25 protein-coding genes are annotated in these 25,244 nt (G+C 58.6%); 11 read left to right on the plus strand and 14 right to left on the minus strand.

The genetic code is table 11. The features are described 5' to 3' along the window. Positions 1 to 300: 300 nt before the first annotated feature. On the minus strand, positions 301 to 1,380 hold the full coding sequence (locus T424_RS0108495; RefSeq protein ID WP_051558871.1) for a DNA topoisomerase IB: 1,080 nt from the start codon (positions 1,378 to 1,380) through the stop codon (positions 301 to 303). Positions 1,381 to 1,511: 131 nt separating this feature from the next. On the opposite strand from T424_RS0108495, the gene T424_RS20545 reads away from it, so the two are divergent. Beyond that, a complete protein-coding gene (locus T424_RS20545; protein WP_051558872.1) occupies positions 1,512 to 2,162 on the plus strand; it encodes a DUF4334 domain-containing protein in 651 nt (216 codons plus the stop codon). A 141-nt stretch (positions 2,163 to 2,303) separates the two neighbouring features. Beyond that, positions 2,304 to 3,266, plus strand: coding sequence for a Gfo/Idh/MocA family oxidoreductase (locus T424_RS0108505; RefSeq protein ID WP_027487349.1), 963 nt, complete (start codon positions 2,304 to 2,306; stop codon positions 3,264 to 3,266). Positions 3,267 to 3,310: 44 nt separating this feature from the next. Here the strand turns inward: T424_RS0108505 and T424_RS0108510 are convergent, their stop codons facing one another. Beyond that, entirely contained in the window at positions 3,311 to 3,778 is a 468-nt protein-coding gene (locus T424_RS0108510; RefSeq protein ID WP_154664856.1) for a sigma factor-like helix-turn-helix DNA-binding protein, read from the minus strand. 550 nt (positions 3,779 to 4,328) lie between these two features. Between T424_RS0108510 and T424_RS0108515 the strand changes: the two genes are divergently transcribed. From T424_RS0108515 to T424_RS22500, 3 genes are all read left to right on the plus strand, one after another. Further along, the gene (locus T424_RS0108515; RefSeq protein ID WP_027487351.1) at positions 4,329 to 4,607 is read left to right on the plus strand and encodes a DUF2934 domain-containing protein; all 279 of its coding nucleotides are present in this window, start codon (positions 4,329 to 4,331) and stop codon (positions 4,605 to 4,607) included. Positions 4,608 to 4,698: 91 nt separating this feature from the next. Further along, complete coding sequence (gene glgA, locus T424_RS20550) at positions 4,699 to 6,168, plus strand: glycogen synthase GlgA (protein WP_051558875.1); 1,470 nt, start codon at positions 4,699 to 4,701, stop codon at positions 6,166 to 6,168. A 368-nt stretch (positions 6,169 to 6,536) separates the two neighbouring features. Further along, positions 6,537 to 6,710, plus strand: a complete 174-nt coding sequence (locus T424_RS22500) for a hypothetical protein (RefSeq protein WP_154664857.1) — start codon at positions 6,537 to 6,539, stop codon at positions 6,708 to 6,710. 154 nt (positions 6,711 to 6,864) lie between these two features. Here the strand turns inward: T424_RS22500 and T424_RS0108530 are convergent, their stop codons facing one another. The 5 genes from T424_RS0108530 to T424_RS0108550 all read right to left on the minus strand — a co-directional run bounded on the left by T424_RS0108530 (position 6,865) and on the right by T424_RS0108550 (position 11,076). After that, positions 6,865 to 7,770, minus strand: a complete 906-nt coding sequence (locus T424_RS0108530; RefSeq protein WP_027487352.1) for a homocysteine S-methyltransferase family protein — start codon at positions 7,768 to 7,770, stop codon at positions 6,865 to 6,867. A gap of 122 nt (positions 7,771 to 7,892) precedes the next feature. Beyond that, positions 7,893 to 8,582 carry an ABC transporter permease gene (locus tag T424_RS0108535; RefSeq protein ID WP_027487353.1) on the minus strand — a complete coding sequence of 230 codons (690 nt, stop codon included), beginning with the start codon at positions 8,580 to 8,582 and terminating at the stop codon, positions 7,893 to 7,895. A gap of 9 nt (positions 8,583 to 8,591) precedes the next feature. Then, positions 8,592 to 9,317, minus strand: coding sequence for an ABC transporter permease (locus T424_RS0108540; protein WP_027487354.1), 726 nt, complete (start codon positions 9,315 to 9,317; stop codon positions 8,592 to 8,594). Between the two features lie 11 nt (positions 9,318 to 9,328). After that, positions 9,329 to 10,102, minus strand: a complete 774-nt coding sequence (locus T424_RS0108545) for a transporter substrate-binding domain-containing protein (protein ID WP_027487355.1) — start codon at positions 10,100 to 10,102, stop codon at positions 9,329 to 9,331. Between the two features lie 197 nt (positions 10,103 to 10,299). Beyond that, positions 10,300 to 11,076: an ABC transporter ATP-binding protein gene (locus T424_RS0108550; protein WP_027487356.1), complete on the minus strand. Its 777-nt coding sequence runs from the start codon at positions 11,074 to 11,076 to the stop codon at positions 10,300 to 10,302. A 231-nt stretch (positions 11,077 to 11,307) separates the two neighbouring features. Between T424_RS0108550 and T424_RS0108555 the strand changes: the two genes are divergently transcribed. Further along, positions 11,308 to 11,784, plus strand: coding sequence for an Lrp/AsnC family transcriptional regulator (locus T424_RS0108555; RefSeq protein WP_027487357.1), 477 nt, complete (start codon positions 11,308 to 11,310; stop codon positions 11,782 to 11,784). A gap of 20 nt (positions 11,785 to 11,804) precedes the next feature. Here the strand turns inward: T424_RS0108555 and T424_RS20555 are convergent, their stop codons facing one another. The 3 genes from T424_RS20555 to T424_RS0108570 are packed head-to-tail and all read right to left on the minus strand — an operon-like array spanning position 11,805 to position 13,097. Continuing rightward, a complete protein-coding gene (locus tag T424_RS20555; protein WP_161712550.1) occupies positions 11,805 to 12,449 on the minus strand; it encodes an exopolysaccharide biosynthesis protein in 645 nt (214 codons plus the stop codon). A 2-nt stretch (positions 12,450 to 12,451) separates the two neighbouring features. Then, entirely contained in the window at positions 12,452 to 12,784 is a 333-nt protein-coding gene (locus T424_RS20560) for an ATPase inhibitor subunit zeta (RefSeq protein ID WP_051558876.1), read from the minus strand. 22 nt (positions 12,785 to 12,806) lie between these two features. Continuing rightward, a complete protein-coding gene (locus T424_RS0108570) occupies positions 12,807 to 13,097 on the minus strand; it encodes a hypothetical protein (protein WP_154664858.1) in 291 nt (96 codons plus the stop codon). 514 nt (positions 13,098 to 13,611) lie between these two features. On the opposite strand from T424_RS0108570, the gene T424_RS0108580 reads away from it, so the two are divergent. Next, a complete protein-coding gene (locus T424_RS0108580) occupies positions 13,612 to 14,433 on the plus strand; it encodes a bifunctional allantoicase/(S)-ureidoglycine aminohydrolase (protein WP_027487360.1) in 822 nt (273 codons plus the stop codon). A 466-nt stretch (positions 14,434 to 14,899) separates the two neighbouring features. On the opposite strand, the gene treY is transcribed toward T424_RS0108580, so the two are convergent. Beyond that, positions 14,900 to 17,545, minus strand: a complete 2,646-nt coding sequence (gene treY / locus T424_RS0108585; protein ID WP_027487361.1) for a malto-oligosyltrehalose synthase — start codon at positions 17,543 to 17,545, stop codon at positions 14,900 to 14,902. A gap of 271 nt (positions 17,546 to 17,816) precedes the next feature. On the opposite strand from treY, the gene T424_RS20565 reads away from it, so the two are divergent. Next, on the plus strand, positions 17,817 to 19,274 hold the full coding sequence (locus tag T424_RS20565) for a phospholipase D-like domain-containing protein (protein ID WP_161712552.1): 1,458 nt from the start codon (positions 17,817 to 17,819) through the stop codon (positions 19,272 to 19,274). A gap of 113 nt (positions 19,275 to 19,387) precedes the next feature. On the opposite strand, the gene T424_RS0108595 is transcribed toward T424_RS20565, so the two are convergent. Next, positions 19,388 to 20,341: a putative bifunctional lysylphosphatidylglycerol flippase/synthetase gene (locus tag T424_RS0108595; RefSeq protein ID WP_027487362.1), complete on the minus strand. Its 954-nt coding sequence runs from the start codon at positions 20,339 to 20,341 to the stop codon at positions 19,388 to 19,390. Between the two features lie 60 nt (positions 20,342 to 20,401). Between T424_RS0108595 and T424_RS0108600 the strand changes: the two genes are divergently transcribed. From T424_RS0108600 to T424_RS0108610, 3 genes are all read left to right on the plus strand, one after another. Continuing rightward, complete coding sequence (locus T424_RS0108600) at positions 20,402 to 21,142, plus strand: endonuclease/exonuclease/phosphatase family protein (RefSeq protein ID WP_051558879.1); 741 nt, start codon at positions 20,402 to 20,404, stop codon at positions 21,140 to 21,142. Positions 21,143 to 21,262: 120 nt separating this feature from the next. Beyond that, positions 21,263 to 21,928, plus strand: a complete 666-nt coding sequence (locus T424_RS0108605) for a response regulator (protein WP_027487364.1) — start codon at positions 21,263 to 21,265, stop codon at positions 21,926 to 21,928. A 1-nt stretch (position 21,929) separates the two neighbouring features. After that, on the plus strand, positions 21,930 to 23,333 hold the full coding sequence (locus T424_RS0108610; RefSeq protein ID WP_037067092.1) for a sensor histidine kinase: 1,404 nt from the start codon (positions 21,930 to 21,932) through the stop codon (positions 23,331 to 23,333). An 89-nt stretch (positions 23,334 to 23,422) separates the two neighbouring features. Here the strand turns inward: T424_RS0108610 and T424_RS0108615 are convergent, their stop codons facing one another. Both T424_RS0108615 and T424_RS0108620 read right to left on the minus strand, forming a co-directional pair. Next, positions 23,423 to 24,301, minus strand: a complete 879-nt coding sequence (locus T424_RS0108615; protein WP_027487366.1) for an ABC transporter permease — start codon at positions 24,299 to 24,301, stop codon at positions 23,423 to 23,425. Between the two features lie 14 nt (positions 24,302 to 24,315). Beyond that, positions 24,316 to 25,134, minus strand: coding sequence for an ABC transporter ATP-binding protein (locus tag T424_RS0108620; protein WP_027487367.1), 819 nt, complete (start codon positions 25,132 to 25,134; stop codon positions 24,316 to 24,318). Positions 25,135 to 25,244 lie beyond the last annotated feature (110 nt).

The following is a 25,244-nucleotide window of genomic DNA, read 5'->3' on the forward strand; positions in this document are numbered from 1 at the left end:
GGAACACTTACTCTTCAATCAAGCATTTCCCGGAAAGGTGTCGTTGGGGCTTTCCGTCCGGAAATGCGTAAAAACAAGGAGTTAGAACGGCACAGGTGAACCCGTGTTTGTCAGAAGGGCTCTGAATTCGCAGGTTGCAACCATCCTCCCGGTATCGGGCCAGCGGCCAGGCATTCCCTCCCGAACAGGCAGAAACCGGAATGTGATGGATTGTTCGAAAAGGAAGACGAAAGAGTTGCTTTGCCGCCCTTATTATTGGTGTTGCCGGATGCCTGCAACCGCCGCCCTCTCCAGGTTCTTTCATTTTTTGGTGAGGATGTCGCCCACCATGCGCAGATAGGACAGAAGGCGGGCTTCATCGGCCTTCTGTCCCGATCGGGGCTTTACGTCCTTCAAATCATGCAGCAGTGCTTGCCGCTCCTGCGGCCCGGCAAGCGTGGCGAGTGAAAGAACATCCGGGTGAACATAGCTCGAGCGGCAAATTGCCGGGGTATTGTGCAAGGCTTCGGCGGCAGCCGTGCAGATTTCCTTTATCGTCGGGCTGCGATCCTCTTTCACCGCCTGAAGGGCTGCCTTGAATCCTGCAAGTGTGCCGCCCCAGGTCCGAAACGTCTTTGCAGAGATCGCCTGGCCGGAAATGGTGCCAAGATAGGTGTTCAACCGGCCGGAATCGATGCGATGGCTCAGCCCTTCCTCGTCTTGATAGGTAAAGAGTTCACGTCCCGGCAGGTCCGCAATTTCCTCCAGTATCCTTTGAAGCCGCGGATGCCTGAGACTTCGAGTAAGCTTCTTTCCGCCTTTCGCGGTAAACTGTAATACAATTCCATCTTCCCCGAAACGAAGATGCCGCTTGAGAAGCGTGGTCGCTCCATAGGTCCGGTTTTCACGGGCATAGCTGTGATTGCCCACACGGATATGACTGGCATCGAGCAGGGCAGCGAGCGCTGCCAGAAGGAAGACCTGCTCATCCTGAGGATTAACGAGATCAGCATTGATCCGGGCCCGCATCAAGGGCAAAACCTCTCCAAACTGCATGAGATCCCCGAATTTGATCTGGGACCGCCACGCTTGCCAGTCGGTATGGTATCGATATTGTTTTCGCCCCCGTTGATCCAGCCCCGTCGCCTGGAGATGCCCGCGAGGATCAAGGCAGATCCATACATCTGTATAGGCCGGAGGAAGCCCCAGCGCCGCAATACGCTTGCGCAGGGCCTCATCCGCAAGCAGCGCGCCATTGGGCAGCCTGTAACAGAAACCTCGCCCACGCTTGAGCCGGCGAATGCCGGGCTCCTTGTCACTGACATAAACAAGCCCGATCCGTTCGAGATCCTTGGCCAGATCTTCAGGTTCGGGAGAGGGGAGGGCAGGGGCGAGTATCATGGCTCACAGAACGACCATAAATGTCTCATGTTCCCCTCCGGGATCAACTGGGGACATTTTCCTGCGGAAGCATAAGGGAACAAAACACCTTACACCCCGTTGACCATAGCTCCGTGGAATGGGGATGATGCATGAACGAAACCAGTCGCGAAGAAACCTCGCTCCCGCCCACCGATGACCTCCTTTGTCCTTCTGCGCCATCAGCTTTCATCCCTGAGGTTGCGGGCTGGCTGTCGAACTGGCAGGCGAAGGGACTTTCACCGGAGGAAGCCATTGCCCGATTTCTCGATCTTCCGGCCATGGAAGTCGAAGAAATGGCTGGTCGCTGGCGTGCCAGCGAATTGCCTACCTTCCACCCGCTCGATGGATTGCTCGTACGCTTCGGCTGGCACGGAAAGTGGTTTGTTTCGGCGGAAGAGGGGCATCCGCTGATGGTCAAGGGCAGATTCGGCCTGTTTCCCTTGAACCCCTTCGTCATTCCCCTGCGTCTCATGGTGGCTCATCGGTGGTTGTTCGATCATTTCGTTGGATATTGGCTGGTGCGCCATGCAGGCCGGCTATTCGCCGCACCCCGCGCCAAGGCACGCCTGCGGCCGGTGGCTCTGGGCGGCACGGTCAGTGCCGCCATGATCTATGACGAGAAGCCGATCATAGACCATTTTCGCCGCCTTGATTCGCAGCGCTGCGTCGGCCTGATGGACTACCGCGATTTCGATCGGCCCTTCTTCTTCCTGCTCATCCGCGACGAGAGCACTCCGCAGGACATGGACTGGAACTTATAGGCAATCCGGCGCGTTAGCAGTGGTCCCGGACAAGCGCTTCCACACCGAAGGCTTGAGGCGAACCGTCGGATACTGCCTGTACCCTCCCTGCGTCCATCTTCCAATAAGCGGCCCAATCGCTTTGAGTGCCAAGGATAATCAATGAATATGCCCGTAATGATCCAGGATCAGACCATTTCTGGCGCAATGCCGCTGCGGCTGGGATTTCTGGGAGCCGATCGTGATGCACGGGCCTGCATGGCATCACTTGGGTGTGCGCCATACGCTGAAATCTCGGCCTTTGCCGAAACGGCGGCCTGCGATGCCATGGCCGCTCTCTCCCTTGCTCCGCGGGCTTTCCGCACCTTTGACCTTGAGGCACTTCTCAAGCGGAACATCAACGGGCTGGTCATCAACAGCAGCAGCGCCAGCAATGCCGAACATGCCTTGTGTGCCCTGGCCCGCTCCCTCCCCGTCCTTTCACTACAGCCTATCGGACGTTGCGCCGATGAACTGCGAGCAGTCTTGGAAGCTGCCCGCTCCCTTGGCCAGCGGATCGAGATTGATTTTCCCTATCGCCTGGGCGATAGGCAGCGCGAATTGAGGGAGCGGCTTCGCAATGCGCCTTCCGGCGTGATCGAGACAATCCGAATTGATGCCTATCTTGCCATGCCGGCAGAAAATGAAGCCGCTTACCGTCATCAGGAGGCACAATTCTGGCATCATCTTGTTGATCTGGCACTCTGGCTTCAGGATCGCCCATGCCTGCCGAGGCTGCAATGGCTTCCTCTGACGGACAGCAAGCGAGAAGCCATCATGGAAGCGGCAGACGGAATGCTTGTTGAAATTGCGGTGCATCTTCACACAGCACCCAGCCATGGCGAGCTGGTATGCGTCACAGTTGAAGGCGCTCTAGAAGAGCGCGGACTGCGGCTTTCCCGCGGCAAGATCAACACCTTGCTACCTTCTTTGCCCGCAGGTTCACAATGGCCGCAAATGCTGACATCCCAAATGAGCGCGTCAGGCTGGGTCCAGCGTATCGCGGAAGGCGAAGGCTTTGACGAAAACTCCCTTGGCATGATCGAAATCGCCGAGTGTGTGGATCAGATTGTTGGCAAGCGCTGATATTTTACCGGAAACGGTCAGATTTACGCCGCTACGCTGTGCATTCAGGGGCGCTGCTGGAAAAGCGCAAGCTCTCTGCCGAGCCGGCGTCGCGCGCGGTTGAGGCGGCTCTTTACAGTACCCATAGGACAGGCGCAAATCATTGACGCATCTTCATAGCGCTCGCCCAGCATGACGGCCAGAACGACAACTTCGCGATGGTGAAGGGGAAGCCTTCCAAGCGCCGCCAGAATCTGTGCCGAGGCAAGCGAAAAACCGTTCCCTGCCGTCCCGCCCGCTACCTTCGAGCCGCTTCGAGCGGTCCTTGACCTTGTGGAGCCCGGCTTCGCTCGCCGATAGAAGGTACGGCGCACAAGGAAGAGCAGCCAGGTTTTGCAACCCATGCCGGATGGAGCACTCTCATTTCCCGACAGAACGACCTCCAGGGTTTCCTCCACGAGAGGATCGCCTTCCTGTAGATCAAGGCACAATCCGAGCGCAAAAGCCCTTAGAGATGGGATCGCCTCCGCCACGGCATCCGTTCCTGACCTGTCACGCTTTCGCAAGCCTGCGATCCTTCCCTGAGGTTGAAAATCTGGAAAATGTCCGTAAAGCCAAAGGGCGTTCCTGCCGTTGCCTCCGAAATGAAGACGAATTGCCTTTCCAAGTGCTTAAAGGCAACCGCAAGCCCTCCTGCTACAGCCATATGCGTGTAAACGCCACGCTTCCCGTGCGGTTCCAGAAGCTTTAGAAAATTAGCTTGGCAAAAGGCCGCCTCGTTGACAGGTGTCAACGCTGTCAACTTTCAGCATGAATCTCAGGGTCAGCCAGACACGATATCGTCAAAGCATGTCGCGCAAAAGTGTGCAGCGGTTTTGCGATAACGACATGCGAAAAAACAACGGCGTAAAGCGTCAGGAGCGAATCTGAAAGATCGCGATACGCTTTAGAGCGACTACTTTAATGAATCTGAAAGCAATTTTAAATTGAAATACTATTTGAGCAATCGCACAATAAGCTCGCCTTCATGCGGAACAGTTCACCTCCATCCTGCGTTCTGACAGGGTCAACGGGAGACAGGAAATGAAGCCATTCGACACAGAGTGGGTTGAAAAGCGAGCATACGCCTTATGGGAAGAGGAAGGGCGGCCTCACGGTCGAGATGCTCTTCATTGGGATCGGGCCTTCCAGGAATATCAATCGCTTTCGCAATCCGCGGAAAAGGCCAGGGCTGGCACCCGCCGCCGGGTGGCGCAGGCGGCTGTCATTCATCAATCCCCCGAAGCCGAAATGGCGGATGTTCCCGTCGATCCAACGCCTGCAAAGCCAAAGGCAGCCAAGCGCAGCAAGAAGGAGGCTTAGTATGCGTTCTCTTCTCCATTCGAATGCGCCCCCTCCCGCCCCATCTGCAATAGGCTATCTTGGTAGAGGCAGCCGTATACAAGAGGGCCAGATGCGGGTCTTGTCGGTGACATCCGAGATTTTCCCCCTGATCAAGACCGGCGGCCTCGCCGACGTCACTGGCGCGCTCCCCAAAGCACTTATGCGTTTTGGCATTGCGACACGCACCCTCGTGCCCGCTTATGCAAGCCTGCGACCGATGATCCGTGACCGGCGCCCTCTCATGGAATTCGAGGATCTTCTGGGTGAAACGGCAGCACTCTATGCCGTGCAGGCAGAAGGTCTGGATCTGTTTCTTCTGGATGCTCCCGCCCTTTTCGACCGTCCCGGCGGTCCCTATATTAATGCCGAGGGCAAGGACCACGAAGACAACTGGCGGCGTTTTGCGCTGCTTTCGCTTGCCGCCGCCGAGATTGCGTCTGGAGCCCTGCCGGGCTGGCAGCCCGATCTTGTGCACACCCATGACTGGCAGACGGCTCTGACCTCAGTCTATATGCGCGAACGCGATTGCCGGGTCCCGGTCGTTTTGACCATCCACAATCTCGCCTTTCAGGGGCAGTTTTCCGCATCTCTCCTGCATGCCATCGGTCTGCCGCCGTCCGTTTTCACTACGGACTGCCTCGAATACTATAACGACATCTGCTTTCTCAAGGGCGGACTCATGACGGCCGATCTGATTACGGCTGTGAGTCCCACCTACGCACGCGAGATTTTGACAAAACGCTTCGGCATGGGCCTTGAGGGCGTGCTGTCGCTCCGACGCAATAAATTGTGGGGCATCGTCAACGGGATCGATAGCGAAATCTGGGATCCAGCCAACGATCCACACCTGTTTGCCCGCTTCGACCAGAAGACGATCGGACTGAAGCGCCTCAACAAGATGGAGCTGCAAAACCGCTTCGGCCTCCAGAACGATGATGGTCCGCTTTTTGCCGCCGTTACCCGCCTCACATGGCAAAAGGGCATGGACATGATGGCCGAAGCTGCCGATGAAATCATCCATGGCGGCGGCAAGTTGTTTATTCTCGGCCAGGGGGATCAAGCCATCGAAGCGGCTCTTCATGCCGTAGCCGAGCGCTATCCCGGACGCATGGCCGTGCAGATCGGCTATGATGAAGAGACTGCCCACCGGGTTCATGGAGGTGCCGATTCAATCATTCAGCCCTCGCGATTCGAGCCCTGCGGCCTTACCCAGCTTTACGCGCTTCGCTACGGCTGCGTTCCTGTCGTGTCCCGCACCGGAGGCCTCGCTGAAACCATCATCGATGCGAATGACGCCGCGTTATCGGCTAAGGCAGCAACAGGTTTTCAATTCCATCCGGTAACGACGGATGGTTTGAGACACGCGCTGCGTCGCGCTCTTCAGGCCTATGCCTCGCCAAAGGAATGGCGAAGGTTGCAAATTCAGGCCATGCGGGCCAATTATAGCTGGGAAAGAAGTGCCGAACGCTACTCCAATCTCTACGCCAATCTTATCCGGCAGGCGGGCGGCAGACCCACGGCAAGCAAGCTTTCGCTGTAACCGGAGACGATCCTCAAGGAGCGCTTGCGGGAGGACCGAAAAAGAAAGCCGGTTTTCCCGAAAACATAATCGTGGCTTTTGTCCAACTTCAAAATCATGACTGGCATTGGATGCATTGCGCCACTCCAGATTCCTTTACCTGCGTTCTTTCAATCAAAGCCGACAGGGCAACGGCTATTTCGTTGAGCAATCCCAGAAAAATTGGAATCCGAATTATCCAGCAGATTTAGGGTGTTACAGCGCCCTTTGTGCGTTTGATAAAACGCACGGCGCTGTAGAGCAGCTCTGATTTTTTTTTAAGTAGTCCAACCGGCAACAACCTGCGTAGTGAAAAGATAAATTCAAACCACAACGGCGTGGCGTGAGACATGATTAAAAAAAGCTCTACCGGTAATACTCCCACTCCTGGCAAGGAGAGCCTTGACCACAGGCTGCATATGCTGCTGCAAGAAATCGAAAAGGCACCCGTGCCCGAAAAGATTTCAAGGCTTGCCAGAGAGGTTCAGGATGCACTGAACGCAAAGGCAGGAGAGAAGGAATAAGGCTGGCCTGGGCCTCATGGGATCCAACAGCGGATCCCTCAGGTGTTCTCAGCCATGGCCGCTTCGCATGTCCCGCAAGCAGCGGCGACAAAAACATGTGAAGCGGCAATTTCAATCCATCCTGAAGCCGATGTGACTCAGTAACCATAATCCTTCAGCGCAGTGCGCGGGAAATTAGGTGTATATGCTCCGCACCGATACCGCAGCATCCGCCGATCATGGTAGCGCCCGCCTCTGCCCAGGAGCAGGCGAAGCTTGAATAGCGATCCCCCGTCAGATCCTTTCGGGTATCGTGAAGTCCTTCATTTGCGGCGCTGTCGCCCTGCTCGCCTTCGAAGGCATTGGCATAGACGCCAATTTCAAGATCGGCGTCCTTTTCCGCAAAGACCGCGGCGGCCACTTCGACGGCCCGCTGCATGACTTCGGGTTTGCTGCAATTGAACAGCAGCGCCTTTGCGCCAGAACCGGCGATCCAGGCCGCAGCGTCAGCGACGGTTTCCCCCGAACGAAGTTTCGGCGTGGCGCCGGCGACCTCCTCGCCTCCGTCCTCAAGCGTGAAAGATACCCAGAACGGCTTGTTCGTGGCCGAAACAGCCTCACGCACCGCCTCACCTTCAGCAATCAGACTGAGCGTTTCGCCCAGCCACACATCCACATAGGCGTCGAGGTTTGCCACAAGAACCTTCAGATAGTCCTGAACGCGGCGAGCGTCGAAATTTTGCGGCTCATAGGAACCAAAGATCGGTGGCAACGATCCCGCCACGAGAACCTTGCGATCCTTGACGGCATCCGCCGCCTCACGCGCGAGCCGCCCGGAGAGGGCGATAAGCGCGGCACCTTCTTTCGCAAAGCGCTCTTCGCCAATATGGAATGGTACCAGCGCATAGCTGTTGGTGGTGACGACATCGGCACCGGCGGCAATGAATTCATCGTGAACCTGCCGCACGATCTGCGGAGAATTCATCAACGCCAGCGCTGACCACTCCGGCTGCTTCAACTCGGCACCCAGCCGCAACAATTCGCGGCTCATGCCACCGTCGAGAATAAGCATCCTTTTCATTGTGATCTCCCTGAAATGTCCGCGCATTCATCCGGACGTCTTGATTTGAATGATGTTGATGTCACCTGCTGGACCTTTGCCCGGCAGGACAGCCTTCGCTGGAAATACACATTTCCCCCATGTCAGCGGCGAACCGGAACCTGAGCCTCGATCAGCCTGAAAGCCCGCGCGATCATCGCCGTCAGGATCAAATAAAAGATCGTAACCACGAGAAGCGGCTCGTAGACGAGAAGCGTGTCCTGCCGCACCTTGTAGGCCACGGCATAGAGGTCCATCACCGTGACCGTAAAGGCGAGGGGGGTTGCCTTCAACTGCATGACGATTTCACCGGCAATCGTTGGCAGGGCAATGCGAATGGCGCGAGGCAACCAGATGCGCCGAACGAGCGTGAAACGTCCCATGCCAAAGGCGCGGGCTGCTTCCAGCTCGCCCTTTGGCACGGCCAGCAGCGCGCCGCGCAGCACCTCGGCTTCATAGGCCGCATAATTGAGGGTAAAACTCACGACCGCGAAGAAAAACCCTTCCCGCAGAACGGGCCAGAGGAAGCTTTGCCGCAGGCCGGGCACGATGGGAAGAAGCGAGCCGACGCCGTAATAAAGCAACCAGAGCTGGATCAGCAGCGGGGTCCCGCGAAAGAATGTGCAAAAAGACCGCGCCGACAGTCTCGCTATCCTTCCCCCGCTTACCTGCGCGAAAGCAAGCCCGATCGCGAGGATGAAGCCAAGGCTGACGGAGAGAACGAGAAGCACAAGCGTTTGCCTTGCGCCTGTCAGAAGCAGCGGCCAATAAGCGGCGATCCAGGAAAAATCCATTTTCAGTCCCTATCGCAAAGCGGGCTGGCCACGCCGCACGCGCCGCTCAAGAAGCTTGAAGCCCGCATTCGAAACAAGCGTAATCATCAGATAGAGGAGAGCTGACGCCAGAAAGAACACGAAATATTGCTTGGTGCTGGCGCCAGCCAGGCGGGTCGCCAATGCAAGCTCCTGATAGCCGACCACTGCGACAAGGGCGCTGTCCTTGGTGACGGACAGCCAGAGATTGGCCAGTCCCGGCAGCGCATTCGGCAAAAGCGCAGGCAGAACGACCCGCCGGAAACGAAGCGCCGGCCCCATCCCGAAAGCCTTGGCCGCCTCGATCTGGCCGACAGGAATGGCAAGAATGGCCCCACGCAGGATCTCGGTAACATAGGCTCCCTGCACGAAACCCAGCACCGCAACGGCTGCGATAAAACCGTTGACCTCCACGGGCGGAAGCCCGAGGCTCACGAGCAGACGGTTCAGCCCGTCCGTGCCGGCATAATAAAGCCCGACGATGAGGATCAATTCCGGTATAGCCCGAATGGCCGTGGTATAGACATTCAGAAGCTCAAGTCCGAAACGGTTGCCGGAGAGCTTGCCGAGCGCGCCCCCCAGCCCCAGAACAAGCCCCAGGGCAAAGGCCCCGGCGGAAATGGCCAGCGTTGCCGCCGCACCCGTCAAGAGCACGCCACCCCAACCCGGCGGATAGGGGGCGAGCAATTCGAAAATGCTTGGAGACGTGCTGGCCATTGGTGATGTGCTTACTTCGCGCCGTAAATATCGAAGCTGAAATATTTGCGGGTGATCTCGTCATATTTGCCGCTGGCGCGAACCGCCGCGATGGCGGCATTGAGCCTGGCCTTAAGCGCCTGATCTTCCTTGCGCACGCCGCCGGAAACACCAGCGCCCAGCACCTCGCGGTCGTCGGCGACATCACCCATCTTGGCGCAGCAATCCTTGCCGGTATCACTCTTCAAAAACGCATCGAGCGGCAGGGAATCGCCGAAAACATAATCGATACGGCCTGCGGCAAGATCCTGGAACGCCTCGTCCAGTGTCTGATAGGTCTTTTCCTCGGCAACCTTGGAGAAATATTTTTTGTAATAATCGGACTGGATGGTCGAAACCTGAATGCCGATGGTCTTGCCCTTCACGTCCTCAGCGGCCGCGCCGGGCTTCTGGTCCTTTGGACCGATCAGCGTGCTGGGCGTGTTGTAATACTTGTCCGTGAAGTCGATAACCTTGCGGCGCTCGTCCGTGGCCGACATGGACGACCAGATCACGTCGAATTTCTTGCTTTGCAGGGCAGGGATAAGGCCGTCCCAGGACAGCTCCACGATCGAGCATTTTTCCTTCATTTCCGCGCAGACCGCATCCATGAAGTCGATCTCCCAACCCTGCCATTTTCCGGCAGCATCCTTGGCAAAGAAGGGCGGATAGGATTCGTTCATGATCCCGAAGCGAAGGTCGGCATGAGCAGACATGGCCGAAACGGCAAGTGCTGCTCCAGCCAGAAGTACGGACAGAATTTTCATTCACTAGCTCCCTTTGAGTGATCGATGCCATTCCAGCGAAAGTGTGGAACGCACCAACTGTCTGTTTTTAAGCACTTACGACCAGAAAACCGGTTTCCGGTTTTCTGACAATGCTTGAACATTCAAGAACATCGCGACCTGCAACAGAAGCCTGTCGGGTGCGGCCTGTCTATCGGTACCTACCAGGTTTCGAACCGTCACTGAGCAAGCCCTGAGGTGAAATCACGGCATCTGGCGCTCAATGGCGCGCCGAAAACCTGTTCCGGCGGTCCCTGCTCCTCGATACGTCCCTGATCGAGAAAAAGCACGTGGCTGGAAACATCGCGTGCAAAGCGCATTTCATGCGTCACCAGCAGCATGGTCCGCCCCTCTTCAGCCAATTGTCTGATGACCTTCAGCACCTCGCCAACCAATTCGGGATCGAGCGCCGATGTGGGCTCGTCGAACAGCATCACCGCAGGCTCTATGCAAAGCGCCCTTGCAATGGCTGCACGCTGTTGCTGGCCGCCCGAAAGAAAAGCCGGATAGCTGTTTCGCTTGTCGTAAAGGCCCACCTTGTGCAGCAATGCCTCGGCCCGTGTAATGGCCTCGGCTTTCGCCACCCCCATCACGTGAACGGGGGCTTCGATGACATTTTCAAGCACCGTCCGGTGAGCCCATAGATTGAAGCTCTGGAACACCATGCCAAGACCGGTCCGCAGGCGCTCGACCTGACGCCAGCTCCGGGCGTCCATGCCGGAACGGGTGGCACGGGTGCGGATTTCCTCGCCCTTGATGGAAACAGTGCCGCGATCGGGAATTTCCAGAAAATTAAGGCAGCGCAGAAACGTACTCTTTCCGGAGCCGGACGAGCCGATAATGGAAATGACATCCCCGCTCGCAGCCTTCACCGAGACGCCTTTCAGCACTTCGTTTTCCCCAAAACGTTTGTGCAGCTCGTTTGCCTCGAGGGCAAAGGGTGTCTCAACTGTCATTCTCAATCCGATCTCAGCGCCTGTGCGGAAGATAATAGCCAATTTGCGAGAGATGTATGCGCATAACGACCTCGAAGAACGAATAAAACGCAAAAAATCATCTAATTTGGGTTTTTTTCCCAAGCGCGATTGACTTTACAATTGTAAGACAGCCTGACAAGGTGCAGCCTGCATTCACAGAATGCGCCAGACGGCCCCGGAAAATCAGGGGACGCGCAAGGAAGAAGAGCAATGGAACGCTTCGACAGGTTCGACCGTGAAATCATCCAGATGGTCCAGCGCAATTGCCAATTGAAGGCAGAAGCAATTGCCGAGGCGGTGGGTCTTTCCACCTCTGCCGTGCAGCGACGGTTGAAGCGCCTGCGCGAGGAAGGGGTGATCCGCAGTGAAATTGCGGTGATAGACCGCAAGGCCACCGGCCATCCCATGGTCTTCATCGTGGGCATGGAAATCGAACGCGATAATTACGATGCGCTGGCAAAATTCCGCTCCTGGGCGGAAAAGCAGGATCATATCCAGCAGGTCTATTATGTGACCGGCCATGTCGATCTGATCGCTATCGTCACGGCCCGCGATGTCGAGCATTATGACGACATCGCAGCGCTCATCATGGCTGAAAACCCGCAAATCCGCCGGATGCACACAAATGTCGTGCTGCGGGATGTCAAGCTGGGGCTGTTCATACCCATTGCGGACACATCATTATAGGCGCCTGCGCCCGCAGACGATCAGCCTGCCATGGCTGTCGAAAGGGCGGAATGGGCCGCACCGAAAAGAAGATAGGACGTCACACAGGCGGCAACCGCCACCCCCATGGCAAAAAGCACCACCAGCCCGTCGCGCTCGGCAAGCGAAATTGCAATCAAAATCACCGCCAGCGCCGGCACCGTATTGCCGAAGGGAATGGGAAGCGCGATCAGCACCGCCAGAAGCAATATGGGGATCGCCAGCAGGATGCGCGCCGATTTTCCGGTCAGCAAGCCAAGCCGGCCATTTTCCAGCCAGCCTTCAGCCCGCAAAACCCAGGGATGGCCGACACGCGCCATGGCCTCGACCACTTTGAGCGGAAGTCTTCTGCGCCCGATAAAGGCCGGGAACCACAGCCGGTCTGCGCCCCATAGCATCTGGAGCGCAACAATCGCCAGACAGGTTCCGAAAACCATGCCGAAGGGGCCCGGCAAGGGAATAATGGTGGGGAGCGCCAGGATCAGCAGGGTGAAGGCAACACCGATCCGCCCGCGATGACCGATGATTGCATCGATTTCAATGCCATTTTCGGCGCGGGCCTTCTCCAGAATTTGCAGAAGAAAATCGGAGCCGCGCAAAACCGGCTCCTCGCTCGAAACATAGGGCGGATCGTTTTTAACGTTCATGGTCAGTCCGTGCATCCACTTTCGCGCAGGGCCTGCTGGTGCAGCGAGCGAAGCAGGCGAAGCGCATCGGCCTGGCTGATCGTCAGGTTCATCGCCTCGAAGTCCTGCTGGATCTTCACGATCAGATCCTGATCGCCCTTCACCACATAATCGGCCAGATGCATTTGCCGGGCGTAACGGGAGAGGGCCTCACCCGAAAGCCCCATGCGTTCGCCCGCCCAATACCCGAACAGCACATTGCGCCGGGCGCGAATGGCATCGGGCGTATCGTCTGCCGACCATTCCGAATGGCTCATATCAGCCTCCATCACACGGGCCGCGGCTTGCATGGTCATCACGTCTCATTCCTTCAACTTGTCAGAGGTTTTCTTGTTCCGCGCCATCCGTTACCTGCGCCAGAATCCCGGCGCAGGAAGGATGCACGGTCTGGGCCAGGGAGGTCGGCTCCACAAAGCCGGTGGCCAGTCCCACGGCCGAGCGGGCAGCCCACCATGGATCGTTCAGCCCCTTGTCGAGAAGGCGCGTCCCCGTCTCGGAAACACAGGTGCGCGCCTGCTCGACCACGGCAGCAGATCCCTGCAATTGCGCTATCCGTGACTGGTATTCCGCCTGGAAAGGCTCCAGCAGAACCGCCGAAAGGAGAGCCATGAACCACTCCGAGATCATCACATCACCTCCCGCTGCAACGAATGGCGAGCAAGGCCGCGATCAGAGAGACGAACACGCCCGCCACTATTGGGAGGATTAAGGCCTCTGGGCTTGCGATCCCGGCGGTCGGATGCGGGGAGGGGGGCACGGCCCGGTCTGTCATGGCGCAAGATGGGAAAGGTCACAGGTCTACTCCTTCGCCGGCAAAACGCTGTCGACAAAGGTCCGACATCGCAGAAGCGCCGGCGGCTGCTGCCAGAGGGGCCCGGACCACGGGATGACCTGAAAATGGTCGCCGAAGGCGGCTGTTTCAAGGCGCAAGCGGGGAAAAAGCGGCGCATTTTCGCGATTTCTGCGCCCTAAATGTTAATATCTTGCGGGAGCGGGAATGACGCGCTACCCAAGATACGCGGTCTTCTGGATTTTGAAATTTGCTCTGGCGGGCGCGCGCGCCGCAGCAAATGTCCAGTCAGACCACAAGACGATTTGCCGAACCAGACAGGGCCTCTACTCCATGAGCGACAATAGCTACTTCAACGCCTATGGCGGCCTGCCGCCGCAAACCCAGACGCTTTCCGGCAAGGCCGTGTTCAAGACGGCCTATGCCGTGATCCCGAAGGGCGTGATGAGCGACATTGTAACCAGCCTCCTTCCGCACTGGTCCGGCGCGCGCGCCTGGATCATTGCGCGGCCCATGACCGGATTTGCCGAAACCTTTTCGCAATATATCATGGAAGTCGCGCCGGGTGGCGGAAGCGACAGGCCGGATAACGACCCGCGTGCCCAAAGCGCGATATTCGTCGTGGAAGGCACGCCCTGCATCATCCATGAGGGGCAACGTCATCTGTTGCGTCCCGGTTCATTCGCCTTTCTGCCTGCGGGATCGGCCTGGAGCCTGAAGAACGAAGGGCAGGGGCCTGCCCGTTTCCATTGGATCCGCAAGGCTTTCCAGCCCGTGGAAGGGGTGGAGCCGCCCCCGGCCATGTTTACCCATGAGGATCAACATCCGATTTCGATGATGCCGGAAACCAATGGCGCATGGGGAACCACGCGCTTCATCGATCCTGACGATATTCGCTATGATTTCCATGTCACCATCGTCACCTTCCAGCCGGGCGGCATCATCCCCTTCATGGAGACCCATGTGATGGAGCATGGCCTCTATGTTCTGGAAGGCAAGGCGGTCTACCGGCTCAATGACGACTGGGTGGAGGTCGAGGCCGGAGATTTCATGTGGCTGCGGGCGTTTTGCCCGCAGGCCTGTTATGCCGGAGGGCCCGGACGTTTCCGCTATCTTCTCTACAAGGATGTGAACCGCCACGCCCGCCTCTGGTAGGCGACGCGAATAGAGCATTTTCAGGAAAAGTGGAAACCGGTTTTCCGTCCGGAAATGCGTAAAAACGAACAGTTAGAGCCTTTCACCGTTTCCGTGACACAGTACACGACGCTACGGTTTTGCGTGTGGCTTACCCCCCTCTGTCCTGCCGGACATCTCCCCCTCAAGGGGGGAGATCGGCAAGATCAAGGCCCTGCCTAAATTCCTGAAAAAGGCCGTCCTCACAAATAGCCTTTGAAGAATGGCGCTTTGTCCGTATTGCAATCTCCCCCCTTGAGGGGGAGATGCCTGGCAAGGCAGAGGGGGGTAGGCCACGCCAAATTCCTCAGCGTCGTGTACTGTGTTTCCGTGAAAGGCTCTACAGCGCCGTGCGTTTTATCAAACGCACGGCGCTGTAACACTTTAAATCTGCTGCATAATTTTCACCTTAAATCGATTTCGATTTAAGGAATTATGCAGTAGAGGTTCAATCTTCACACGCCCTGAGCAGCGCCACAGGGTGAGTTTGCATGAGCGTGGAAAGGCTGATTTGCGGCCCTTCCACCCTTTCTGCCGAGAAAATATCCTGAAAACCTTTCGCCCCGGCCTGCTGTGGCAAGGTCAGGCTACTGGCCGAAAGAAGCGCCGGATCGAGCAGCAAGCCCTCTTGCGCCATGCAGCCGAGCGTCAAGCGCGGCGCAAGAACGATGACGCTTTCGCCTGCCCGCATTCTCTCGAAGGCGATGACATGGCAAGCGGCCGGCCCCTCCACCGAAAGGGTTCGATAAGAGCCTTGCGTGAAAAGCTCCGGATGCATGTCCCGCCGCAGGGCCAGAACCCTGGCAATCATCCATGCCTTGTAAGCAGCAAACTCATCTGCCGTGGCGGGCGGCGCCGTGCGGGGTGGTGCGGCAAAGGCCACCTCGCGGCGATTATCCGGATCGACGAGGGAGAAATCCGACCATTCGCTGCCCTGATAGATGTCCGGTATGCCCGGCGCCGTCAGCTTGATCAATGTCTGGGACAGAGAATTCATCATGCCGGACGCAGTTATCATGCCCGCAAATTCCTTGAAATCCGCAAGCACATCGGCGTTGCGGGGTTCAAAAAGGCCATTTGCGTAAGCGAGGACGGCCTTTTCATAGGCCTCGTTTTCATCGCCCCAGTTGGTGCGTTGCTTGGCCTCCCGCAACGCTTTGGAGAGATAGGCGGAAAAGCGCTGCGACACCCCTTGCTCATCTTGTTCGTCCAGCTGCGCGGGCAGGGGCCACATGCCCAGCAGGGACTGGAACATCAGCCATTCCACCTGCGGTTCCGGCGCCACACCGTCTGGCAGCTGCATGGCCTCGCCAGCAAGCCGCTCGCGCCAGCGGGCGAAAGCGGCAAGCCACGCCTCCGGTGCTTCACTGAGGGTAAACAGCCGGGCTCTGGCATCTTCGCCGCGCTTCGTGTCATGGGTCGAACTTGCCAGAAGGGCATGGGGCGCCGTCTGGACACGCTGCTGCATGGCAGAATGGAAGCTGTCCACCCCGCTGACCTTTTCTGGATCTCCTCCCACTTCATTCAAGGCAATAAGCGCATTGAACCGGTAAAACAGGGTATCCTCCAGTGACTTTGCCATGATTGGACCAGTCAATTGCTGGAACCGGGCACGAAAACGCCGGATCTCTTCCCGTCGGTGCGCCGCAGCTTCGCCTTTCATCAGCCCAATGATATGGGAAATGGCCGCGCCCGACGCGGACGCGGCGTCTGAACGGGCACGCTCCACAACCTCGTCGATGAGAATTTCATCGCCTTCCTCCATGCCGTGACGATCGGCATAGGTGCGATAAACCGGAAATTGCCGAACAAGCGCGCATATGCCTGCCTGCAACGCGGCAAGCGGCGGGCAGGCCTGGCCGGGCGGGCAGCAGGTGCGGGCAAGGCGGGCAAGATAATCGACCTCTCCGGCAAAATTGACCGACAACATCTGATCCTTGGCATCGAGAAGCTGTTCGGCATAAGGCTTTGACGCGCCCAGCATCGCAAATGCTTGCTGCAAACGCTGCAACCCATCGGGGCACACCAGCGCATCGGCAATACTGGCCGAAAATTCATAGCCCGTGGTTCCCTGCACCGGCCAGGATGCAGGAAGCGTCTCGTTCTTCTCCAGAATTTTTTCCACGACGATATAAATGTCCGGCCCCACCGCCTGCCGCAGCCGGGCAAGATAGGCCGCCGGATCAGCCAGACCGTCGATGTGGTCAAGCCTCAGGCCCTGCACAAGCCCGCGCGATACCAGATCCAGAACGAGCCTGTGGCTTTCGCCGAAGACCTTTTCATCTTCCACGCGCAGCCCGACAAGCTCCGTCACTTCAAAGAAGCGGCGATAGGTCAGATGCGACTTTGCCAGCCGCCAGTCCACCAGGCGATAGGCCTGCGCCTCATGCAGGCGGGACAGCAATTGCTTGTCTGCCGAAAGCGCTTCAAGCGCTTGCGCCAGTTCATCGGCCTCCTGCCGGGAAAATTTCAGCGCCTTGCGCTGTTCGGCCCATTTTTCGCACGCCGCATCTTGCGAAAGCCGCTCCAGCCGACGCGCCGGCTGGATGGGCAAGCGCGACAGGCATTGGTCCCAGCTTGCAGGTGTCAGGGGATAGGCCTGCCCATAAACGCTGAAGCAAAGCCGGTTTTCAGCCGGGTCGAATGTCAGTACAATTTCACCCTGCGCGGCGACTTCCTCGAAAGGAGCGCCCAGAAAGGGCAGGGTGAGCGGCTCCTGCCAGTCGATGTCGAAAAATCCGGCAAAAGGGCTGGCCTCGCCCCACTCGATTACATCCCGCCACCAGCGGTTTTTAAGACCTGATGACATGTGATTGGGAACAATATCCAGGATGAGACCAAGCCCCGCCGCCCTCAAGCCTTCGACAAGATCGACAAACCCCGCCTCGCCGCCAAGCTCCGGATCGATCTCGTTGCAATCGGCAACATCGTAACCATGCGTCGATCCATCCGCGGCGGTGAAGATCGGCGAGGCATAAAGGTGGCTCACACCAAGGCCGACGAGATGCGGAAGGATTTCCCTTGCGCCTGAAAAGGTCATGCCGTTGCGGAATTGAAGGCGGTAGGTGGCAGTGGGAAACGCCGTCGAGGCCATGAAATATCCTTTGCGCAAGGCATCCGGTTCGCGGGCGCCGGGTCCGAAGGCTTGGGAAACAGGATCTTCGGCGCATTTGTTCCGATAGATTTTCAGCACGCGCCGCCCTCGCAACATCGCCGGAACAGGCGAGGGAACAAAGACGCGGCTGCCCCGTTACGCAGACGCGGGCAGGCGAAAGCACGATCTTGTGCCATGACGGGCCCGCGGGGGAATGATGGACTGGAAAAAGCACTTTGCCAGAATGCCCGTATCACCTGCGGACACGATCATGGCGCCCGGACACAATGTCTGGCGAACCGTTACGGCGGACAAGGCCGGCTTTCTCATCGATGGCGCTGATTATTTCGAAGCGCTGGAAGAAAGCCTCGGCCATGCGCGGGAACAGGTTTTCATTATCGGCTGGGATTTCAACCCCGATATAAGGCTTCGTCCTGCCGATCCGGGCTCGCCCACGCTTGGCCAGACGCTGCTTTCGCTGGTCGAACGCAAGCGTGATCTCAACATCCATATCCTTGTCTGGTCAATGGGCCCGGTCTATTCAGGCAAATCCCTGAAAATTCTGAAACGGCGGCGCTGGAACGCGCATCCGCGCATTCATTTCCGTCTCGATACACGCCATGCCGTACGCGGCTCCCATCACCAGAAACTGGTGGTGGTGGACGATGCCCTTGCCTTCGTTGGCGGCATAGACCTGACGCACAAGCGCTGGGACACCGCCGAGCATCGAGCCAACGATCCGTTGCGGGTGACGCCGAAGCGGGAAGCCTATGAACCTGTTCATGACCTGCAAATGGTCATGAACGGCGAGGCCGCCGAAACGGCAGGGGAGGTGGCACGCCGCCGCTGGCTTCAGGCCACGGGAGAAACACTGGAGACCCCGCGCTGCCACACCGTTCCCGTGCCGGAACTCGCCCGGCACCTGCTTTCTGACATGGAGGTAGGATTTGCCCGCACCGAGCCTTCGATTCGCAACAGTCCGCCGGTTCGGGAAAGCTTCCGGCTGACGCTGGACTGCCTCGCCAGCGCCAATACATGCATCTACATCGAAAGCCAGTATTTCGCCAATGCCGAGGTTGCCGACATTCTCGAGCAGAAACTGCTAAGACCCGACGGCCCGGAAGTGGTGGTCATCACCACGCGCACATCGCATGGCTTTCTCGAGCGGGTCGTGCTGGGTGAAAATCGCGATCGCATGATCCGCAAGCTCAGGCAGGCCGATAAATACGGGCGCTTCCGCGCCTTCTATCCCGTGGTTGCAACCGATACCGCCGAACCGCAGGAAGTGCTGGTCCATGCAAAGCTCCTGCTGATCGACAATCGCTTCATCAGGGTCGGATCGGCTAATCTCAACCAGCGTTCGGTCGGCCTCGACACGGAACTGGACGTGGCCATCGAGGCCCGCCTCCCGCAAGAAGAGCGCATTCTCGAAAGCCTGCGCCATCGCCTCGTTTCAGAACATCTCGGCACAAGCCAGGCTGCGGTGGAGCGGCAATTCCGTCAGTCGAATTCGCTGGTCAGGACCATCGAGGAACTGAACATGGGACGCCGTGGCCTCAGGCCTTTCTCAGGCACCGGCGCCCCCGGCAAGACGGACCTGCATTTTGCCACCGGTCTTGTGGATCCCCGCGCGCCCTGGTGGCCGCTGCGCCCGTTCAAGGTAAAGCCTCTCGCAAAGCTTCAGGGCTTCGAACTGCCCAAGCAATCGTCGGAGGGCGAACCCGGCTGACCTTACCTGCCACTGGCCGTTGCTGAAACCGATACGGGCATCATGAAAGTGGTGCCCGTTTTCGAATTTGTGAAACGGGGCGGGTGGCGTATCAGGGCACCCGTCTTTACCAATCAGTGCGAAACCATCCTGACGTCTCTGACGTCCGCCTCGTCTTCGGTCCTTCGTGCTTTCCAGGCGCGGTACTCGCTGACGGCAAGCAGGAGGGCGCCAAGCGGCAGCGGGATGAAGAAATAGACGACGCGAAAGGCGATAAGCGCGCCGATGGAGGCATCCTTGCCCATCAGAAAGGAAATCGTTGCCTCCATCACTCCCAATCCACCGGGAACATGGGCCACAAGCGCCGACAAATTGGCAACGACATAGGCGGTGGTGGTTTCGAAATATCCGGCGCTGGCGCGTGCCAGCCAATGCAGGCAGGCCGCGACGCTGGCAAAATTTGCAATGCCGACAAGCACCTGCATGATCCCGATCGTGCCTTCGGGCAGGGTAAACCGCCATTTGAACAGCCGGACCGTCCCCCTGAAAACAAAGCAGCAGACGATATAGGCCCCGATCAGGCCAAGGCAGGCAAGGCCAAGCCACCAGGCAAGATCCTTGCCCATGCCCCCAAGCTTTGCCGCACTTTCCGGCAAAAGCACAAGGCAGATGCCCGCAAGCGCGATAAGCCCGATGGCAACGGTCGATCCGCAAAACAGAATGACCTTGGCGATTTCTTCCGTCTTCAAACCCCAGCGCGCATAATAACGATAGCGAACCGCGCCGCTTGAAAGCGCCGCAAGGCCGATATTATGGCCAATGGCGAGACTGGAAAACGAGGCGATGGCCGCTTTCCTCCACTCAAGCCTGTGCCCGGCGTAAAGCAGGCCGAGATAGTCGAAACCTGTCAGGCAAAGATAGGACAGCGCACAAAAGCAAAGCGAAAGCGCAAAGCCGGAGGCGGGAATAGCGCTGAGCGATGTCTTGATGTCCTCCAGAGAGAACTGGCTGAGCGCCTTATAGGTCAGCCACAATGCCGCAACGGTCGCAACCAGCATCAATCCATGCAGCAGTATTTTCTTTTTCATTTAATCCGGGCTCCCGTTTTGCGTTCGGGAACGATTTGCCGGGCCCATGGGTTCCCCTGCATGATTTCAAGGAAGAAGAAGAACCCGGCAAGTTTCCGGTTGATGACCTATAATATCCACGGCGGCATCGGAACGGATCGCAAACTCGATCTTTCCCGCATTGCCGCCGTCATCGAAGGCTCCCAGGCCGAAATCGTCTGCCTACAGGAAGTAGACGTGAATCGCGGCCGAAGCGCCTTTACCGATCAGGCAAATGAGATTGCCCGCCACATCGGCATGGACGCGCATTTCCATCCCGCCCTCGATATTGCCGGGGAAAAATATGGCGATGCGATCCTGACCTCCCGCCGCAGCCGGCTCGTCAAGGCAGGGCCCTTGCCCTCCACCGGCGAGCAGCGGGGCGCGCTATGGGTGGAAATCGCCATGGACCAACGCAGGATCAATGTCATCACAACCCATCTCGGCCTGCGGGGAGGGGAGAGAAACAGGCAGGCTGCCGCTCTTATGGGCTCCGATTGGCTGGACCATCCCCGCCGGGACGATCAGGCCTTCATTCTGGCCGGAGATTTGAATGCCGTATCCCGCTCGGCATCCTATCGTGACTTGCGGCGCATGTTGGACGATCCGGCGGCAAAGATTGCCCGGCCAACCTTTCCCTCGCGTTTTCCCATCCTGAGGATCGACCATATTCTCATCAGCCGGCACCTGGAAGCAAGCTTCGTCGAAACCTTGCTCTCACCCCTCAGCCGGCTTGCATCCGATCACCTGCCGCTTGTGGCCGATCTTGCCTTTCGCGACTGAAACAGGCAGAGGCCTGACGGCGGCGTCCCGCAGCCGTGAAAGCCATGGGCTTTTGCAAACACTTCGCCTTATAAGAAAAGGCAGGCGTGCCGACATTCGGGCGAGGAACAAGGGGGTTACATGCGACTGCTCATCGTGGAGGACAATCCTGATCTGGCCGGCTGGCTTGGCCGAGCCCTGACCCAGGCCCGCTATACGGTGGACGTCGCGCATGACGGGGAAGAGGCCGAGGAAATGCTGGCGGTGGCCGACTATGCCGCCATGGTTCTCGATCTTTCATTGCCGAAAATCGACGGCATGACGCTCCTGCGCAATATCCGCCGGGCCGGCAACAAGACGCCTGTCATCATCCTCACCGCAAATGCCTCTCTCGATGGCCGGGTTGCAGGCCTTGATGCAGGCGCCGACGATTATCTGGCAAAACCCTTCGAACTTCCGGAGCTTGAAGCACGATTGCGGGCTCTGATCCGTCGCGGCCACGATCTGGCCAATCCGGAAATCACCGTGGGCGACCTTACTCTTCACAGCGCAACCCGGCAATTTTTCCTCGGAGGCACGCTGCTGGCGCTCACGCCAAGAGAGCATTCAGTGCTGGAATTCCTCATCCTGCGCTCCGGCACGCCGGTTTCGAAATCGGCATTGCTGCAAAGCGTCTTTGGCTTCGACGCAGACGTCGATCCCTCCACGATCGAGCTATATGTGCATCGCCTGCGAAAGAAAATCGAGGGCGCCAGCGTGGAAATCGCCACGCTGCGCGGTCTTGGCTACCTTCTGAGGGCCTTGTGACATGGCCGCCCTTCTGTGGCGCCGGGCCAGTGACGGACTTGCCCTGCTGCGTGCAAGCCTGTTGGGGCAACTTCTCGTCTGGGTCACTGCCACGCTGGTCATCGTGCTCAGCATCAATCTGGTTCTCAGCCTTCGCCAGGGCAATGCCACCGCCGAAATCGTCACTGACAACATGCTTCTGGGCTCGGCCCGCATGATTGCCGAAGCCGTCCATGTCGATGGCAGCGGCACGATTGCCGCAGACATTCCTCCCGCGGCCCTCGAGATCTTCAATACCGGCTATGGCGACCGCGTCTACTACAAGGTCACGACTCCATGGGGAAACATCATTGCCGGCTATGAGGGACTGGCAGAACCGCGCCAGCAGATGGTCGGCCAGAACATGCAGTTCCGGGACATGGATATTCGCGCCATGGCCATTACCCACCCCGTGGTGGGCCTGAGCGAAGATGGACTTGTCACAGTGGTCATTGCTGTCACCCGCAACGGGCAGAAAGCGCTTCGCCACAGATTGTGGTGGTCGGATTTTGTCAATCAGTCCGTTCTCGTCGCGGCAGCCGGGCTTGTCACGGTCTTTGGCCTGCGGCGCGGCCTTGCGCCGGTCCTTCGGCTTCGCGATGCCGTGGTCGCCAGCAAGCGGGAGCGCTTGGAACCCTTCGATCCCGCCAGTGTCCAGACGGAATTGCGGCCTCTGGTTCATGCGCTGAACGATTATATGGGCCGGGTCCAGAAGCAGATGGCGGCCCAGCGCCGCTTCGTCTCCAATGCTGCCCATCAGCTGCGCACGCCACTGACACTCTTGTCCACCCAGGCAGCCGTCGCCGCGCGGGAGCAGGACGAAGCGGCGCGGCTGGAAGCACTTCAGGCGCTGACGCGCAGCACCCGGCAGGTTTCACGCCTTGCCGAGCAATTGCTGACATTGACCCGCGCCGAACCCGGCAGCCGCGCGCCTCGGGCCGAGCATATCGACATGGCGGTGATAGCCCGCGAAGTGCTGGAGGCTCAGGCCGTGGACGCCTTGCAGCGCGGTATCGATCTTGGACTGGATGCCGAGGAGAAAGCCCCCGTGGTGGGCGATGGAACGATGCTGAGGGAAATGCTGGTCAATCTGGTCGATAATGCCCTGCGCTATACCCCCGCCCCCGGCGACGTCACGGTGAGACTTAAATGCGTGGAAGACCATGTCGTGCTGCGGGTGGAAGATTCCGGACCCGGCATTCCCGTCAGCGAACATGACCAGGTCTTCGAGCGATTTTACCGTATCATCGGCACCAAGGCCGATGGCAGCGGGCTGGGGCTGGCCATTGTCCGCGAGGTGGTGGACGGGGCAGGCGGGACCGTTACCCTTGGCAGCGCCGCCTCCGGCGGCCTTGCCGTAACGGTAAGGCTACCCAGACGGCAGTGATGCGGGACATTACCGCCCGCCTCCCGTGTTTCAATCATGATGAAATCGCGGCGAAGACGATTCCCGCCTTCACCGCGATTGATGGAGTCTCAATGGGTATCCAGGCTCTGTTGCGGCCGCCACTTGGCAAGGCGGTTTTCAACAAGCGTCATGACATATTCGGCAACAAGCGTCACGATCATCACCAGCACGATTGCCGCGAACATACCTGCCGCGTCGAACGTGCCCTTGGCAATCGAAATCAACTGGCCGATCCCGTAGCGCGCGCCGACGAATTCACCGACGATCGCACCGATGATCGCAAAGCCGAAGGAGACATGCAGGCTGGCGAAAATCCAGCTCATGGCGGAGGGAATGACGACGGCCCGCGTGACCTGCCAATCCGACGCGCCGAGAATGCGGGCATTGGCGATCATATCACGATCGGCTTCCCGCACGCCCTGAAAGGCATTGGCAAAGACCACGAAGAACACCATCACGAAGGCCAGCGCCACCTTGGAGGCCAGCCCAAGCCCCATGATCATGATGAAGATCGGCGCCAGAACCACACGCGGAATGGAGTTGATGGCCTTGATGTAAACCGAGAAAATATCGGACAGCATCTGGTTTCGTCCAAGGCCGATGCCAACCACCACGCCGGCAATCGAACCACTGAAAAAGCCGATCAGGGCCTCCTCCATCGTCACGCCCAGATTATACCACAGCGATCCTTCGGTGGTGCCATTCACCGCCCAGTCGTGAAGGCGCTCAACCACAGCACTCGGGCTTGCATAGAAAAAGGGATCGATCCAGTTCCGGTTCGATGCCAGCTCCCAAAGGCCCAGAACCGCCACCAGAATACCCACCTGCCAGGCACGGACCGTCAGCTTGCGGCGCCTGATACGCGCCAGCGCGGCGGCTTCGATCTCCTTGTCGCTGGTGCCGGGACGAAAGGCGGCTGTCGTTGCTTCCATCGTCATGTCGGTCATGTCACGTCTCCTCCTCAGGCGGCTTCGCTGGCGCGGCGATAGCTGGTTTCGACTTCCTGGCGCAGGTCGTCCCAGATGGTCTTGCAGTAGTCGATAAAGGCCGGTTCGTAGCGGATCTCGGAAACGACACGCGGACGCGGCAATTCGATCTTGTAAACGGACTTCACCGTCGCAGGACCGGCGGTCAGAACATAGACCTTGTCGGCCAGAGCCACCGCCTCTTCGAGGTCGTGCGTGACGAAGACCACGGATGCCTGCCGCTCCGACCAGAGCTTCAGCAACTCCTCATGCATGACCGTGCGCGTCTGCACGTCGAGCGCGGAGAAAGGCTCGTCCATCAACAGGATCTCGGGCTCGTTGATGAAGGTCTGGGCCAGGGCCACACGTTTGCGCATCCCGCCTGAAAGCTGGTGCGGATAGTGATGCAGGAATTTCGACAGGCCCACACGGGCAAGCCAGCTTTTGGCCAGTTGCTCGGCCTCGGCCTTCGGCTTGCCGCGAAACAAGGGGCCCGCCATGACATTGTCGATGACGTTGCGCCAGGGAAAGAGGGCATCCTTCTGAAAGGCAAAACCGACCCTTGGATCGATGCCGTTCACCGGGCCGCCCATCAGGCGAACCTCACCTGCGGACGGCTTTGCCAGCCCGGTGACAAGGTTCAGCGTCGTGGACTTGCCGCAACCGGTGGGACCGACCACGGCGACAAATTCGCCGCGCTCGACCGTCATGTTGAAATCCTTGAGCGCAGTCAACGTCTTGCCCGTGGGCGAAACGAAACGGCGGGTCACGTTGATCAATTCTATGGCCGGCTCCCGGCCCTGATTGGCAGACATGGCTTATCCTTTCGGTGAAAGGCCGAACATGGATGGCTTCCAGCACAATGCCGAAAGCGGCTTTATGAGAAAAAGGCATAAAGGCAAGCGCGGCCGCCTCATGCCCGACC

The sequence above is a fragment of the Allorhizobium undicola ORS 992 = ATCC 700741 genome (assembly GCF_000621665.1).
Classification (GTDB): Bacteria; Pseudomonadota; Alphaproteobacteria; order Rhizobiales; family Rhizobiaceae; genus Allorhizobium; species Allorhizobium undicola.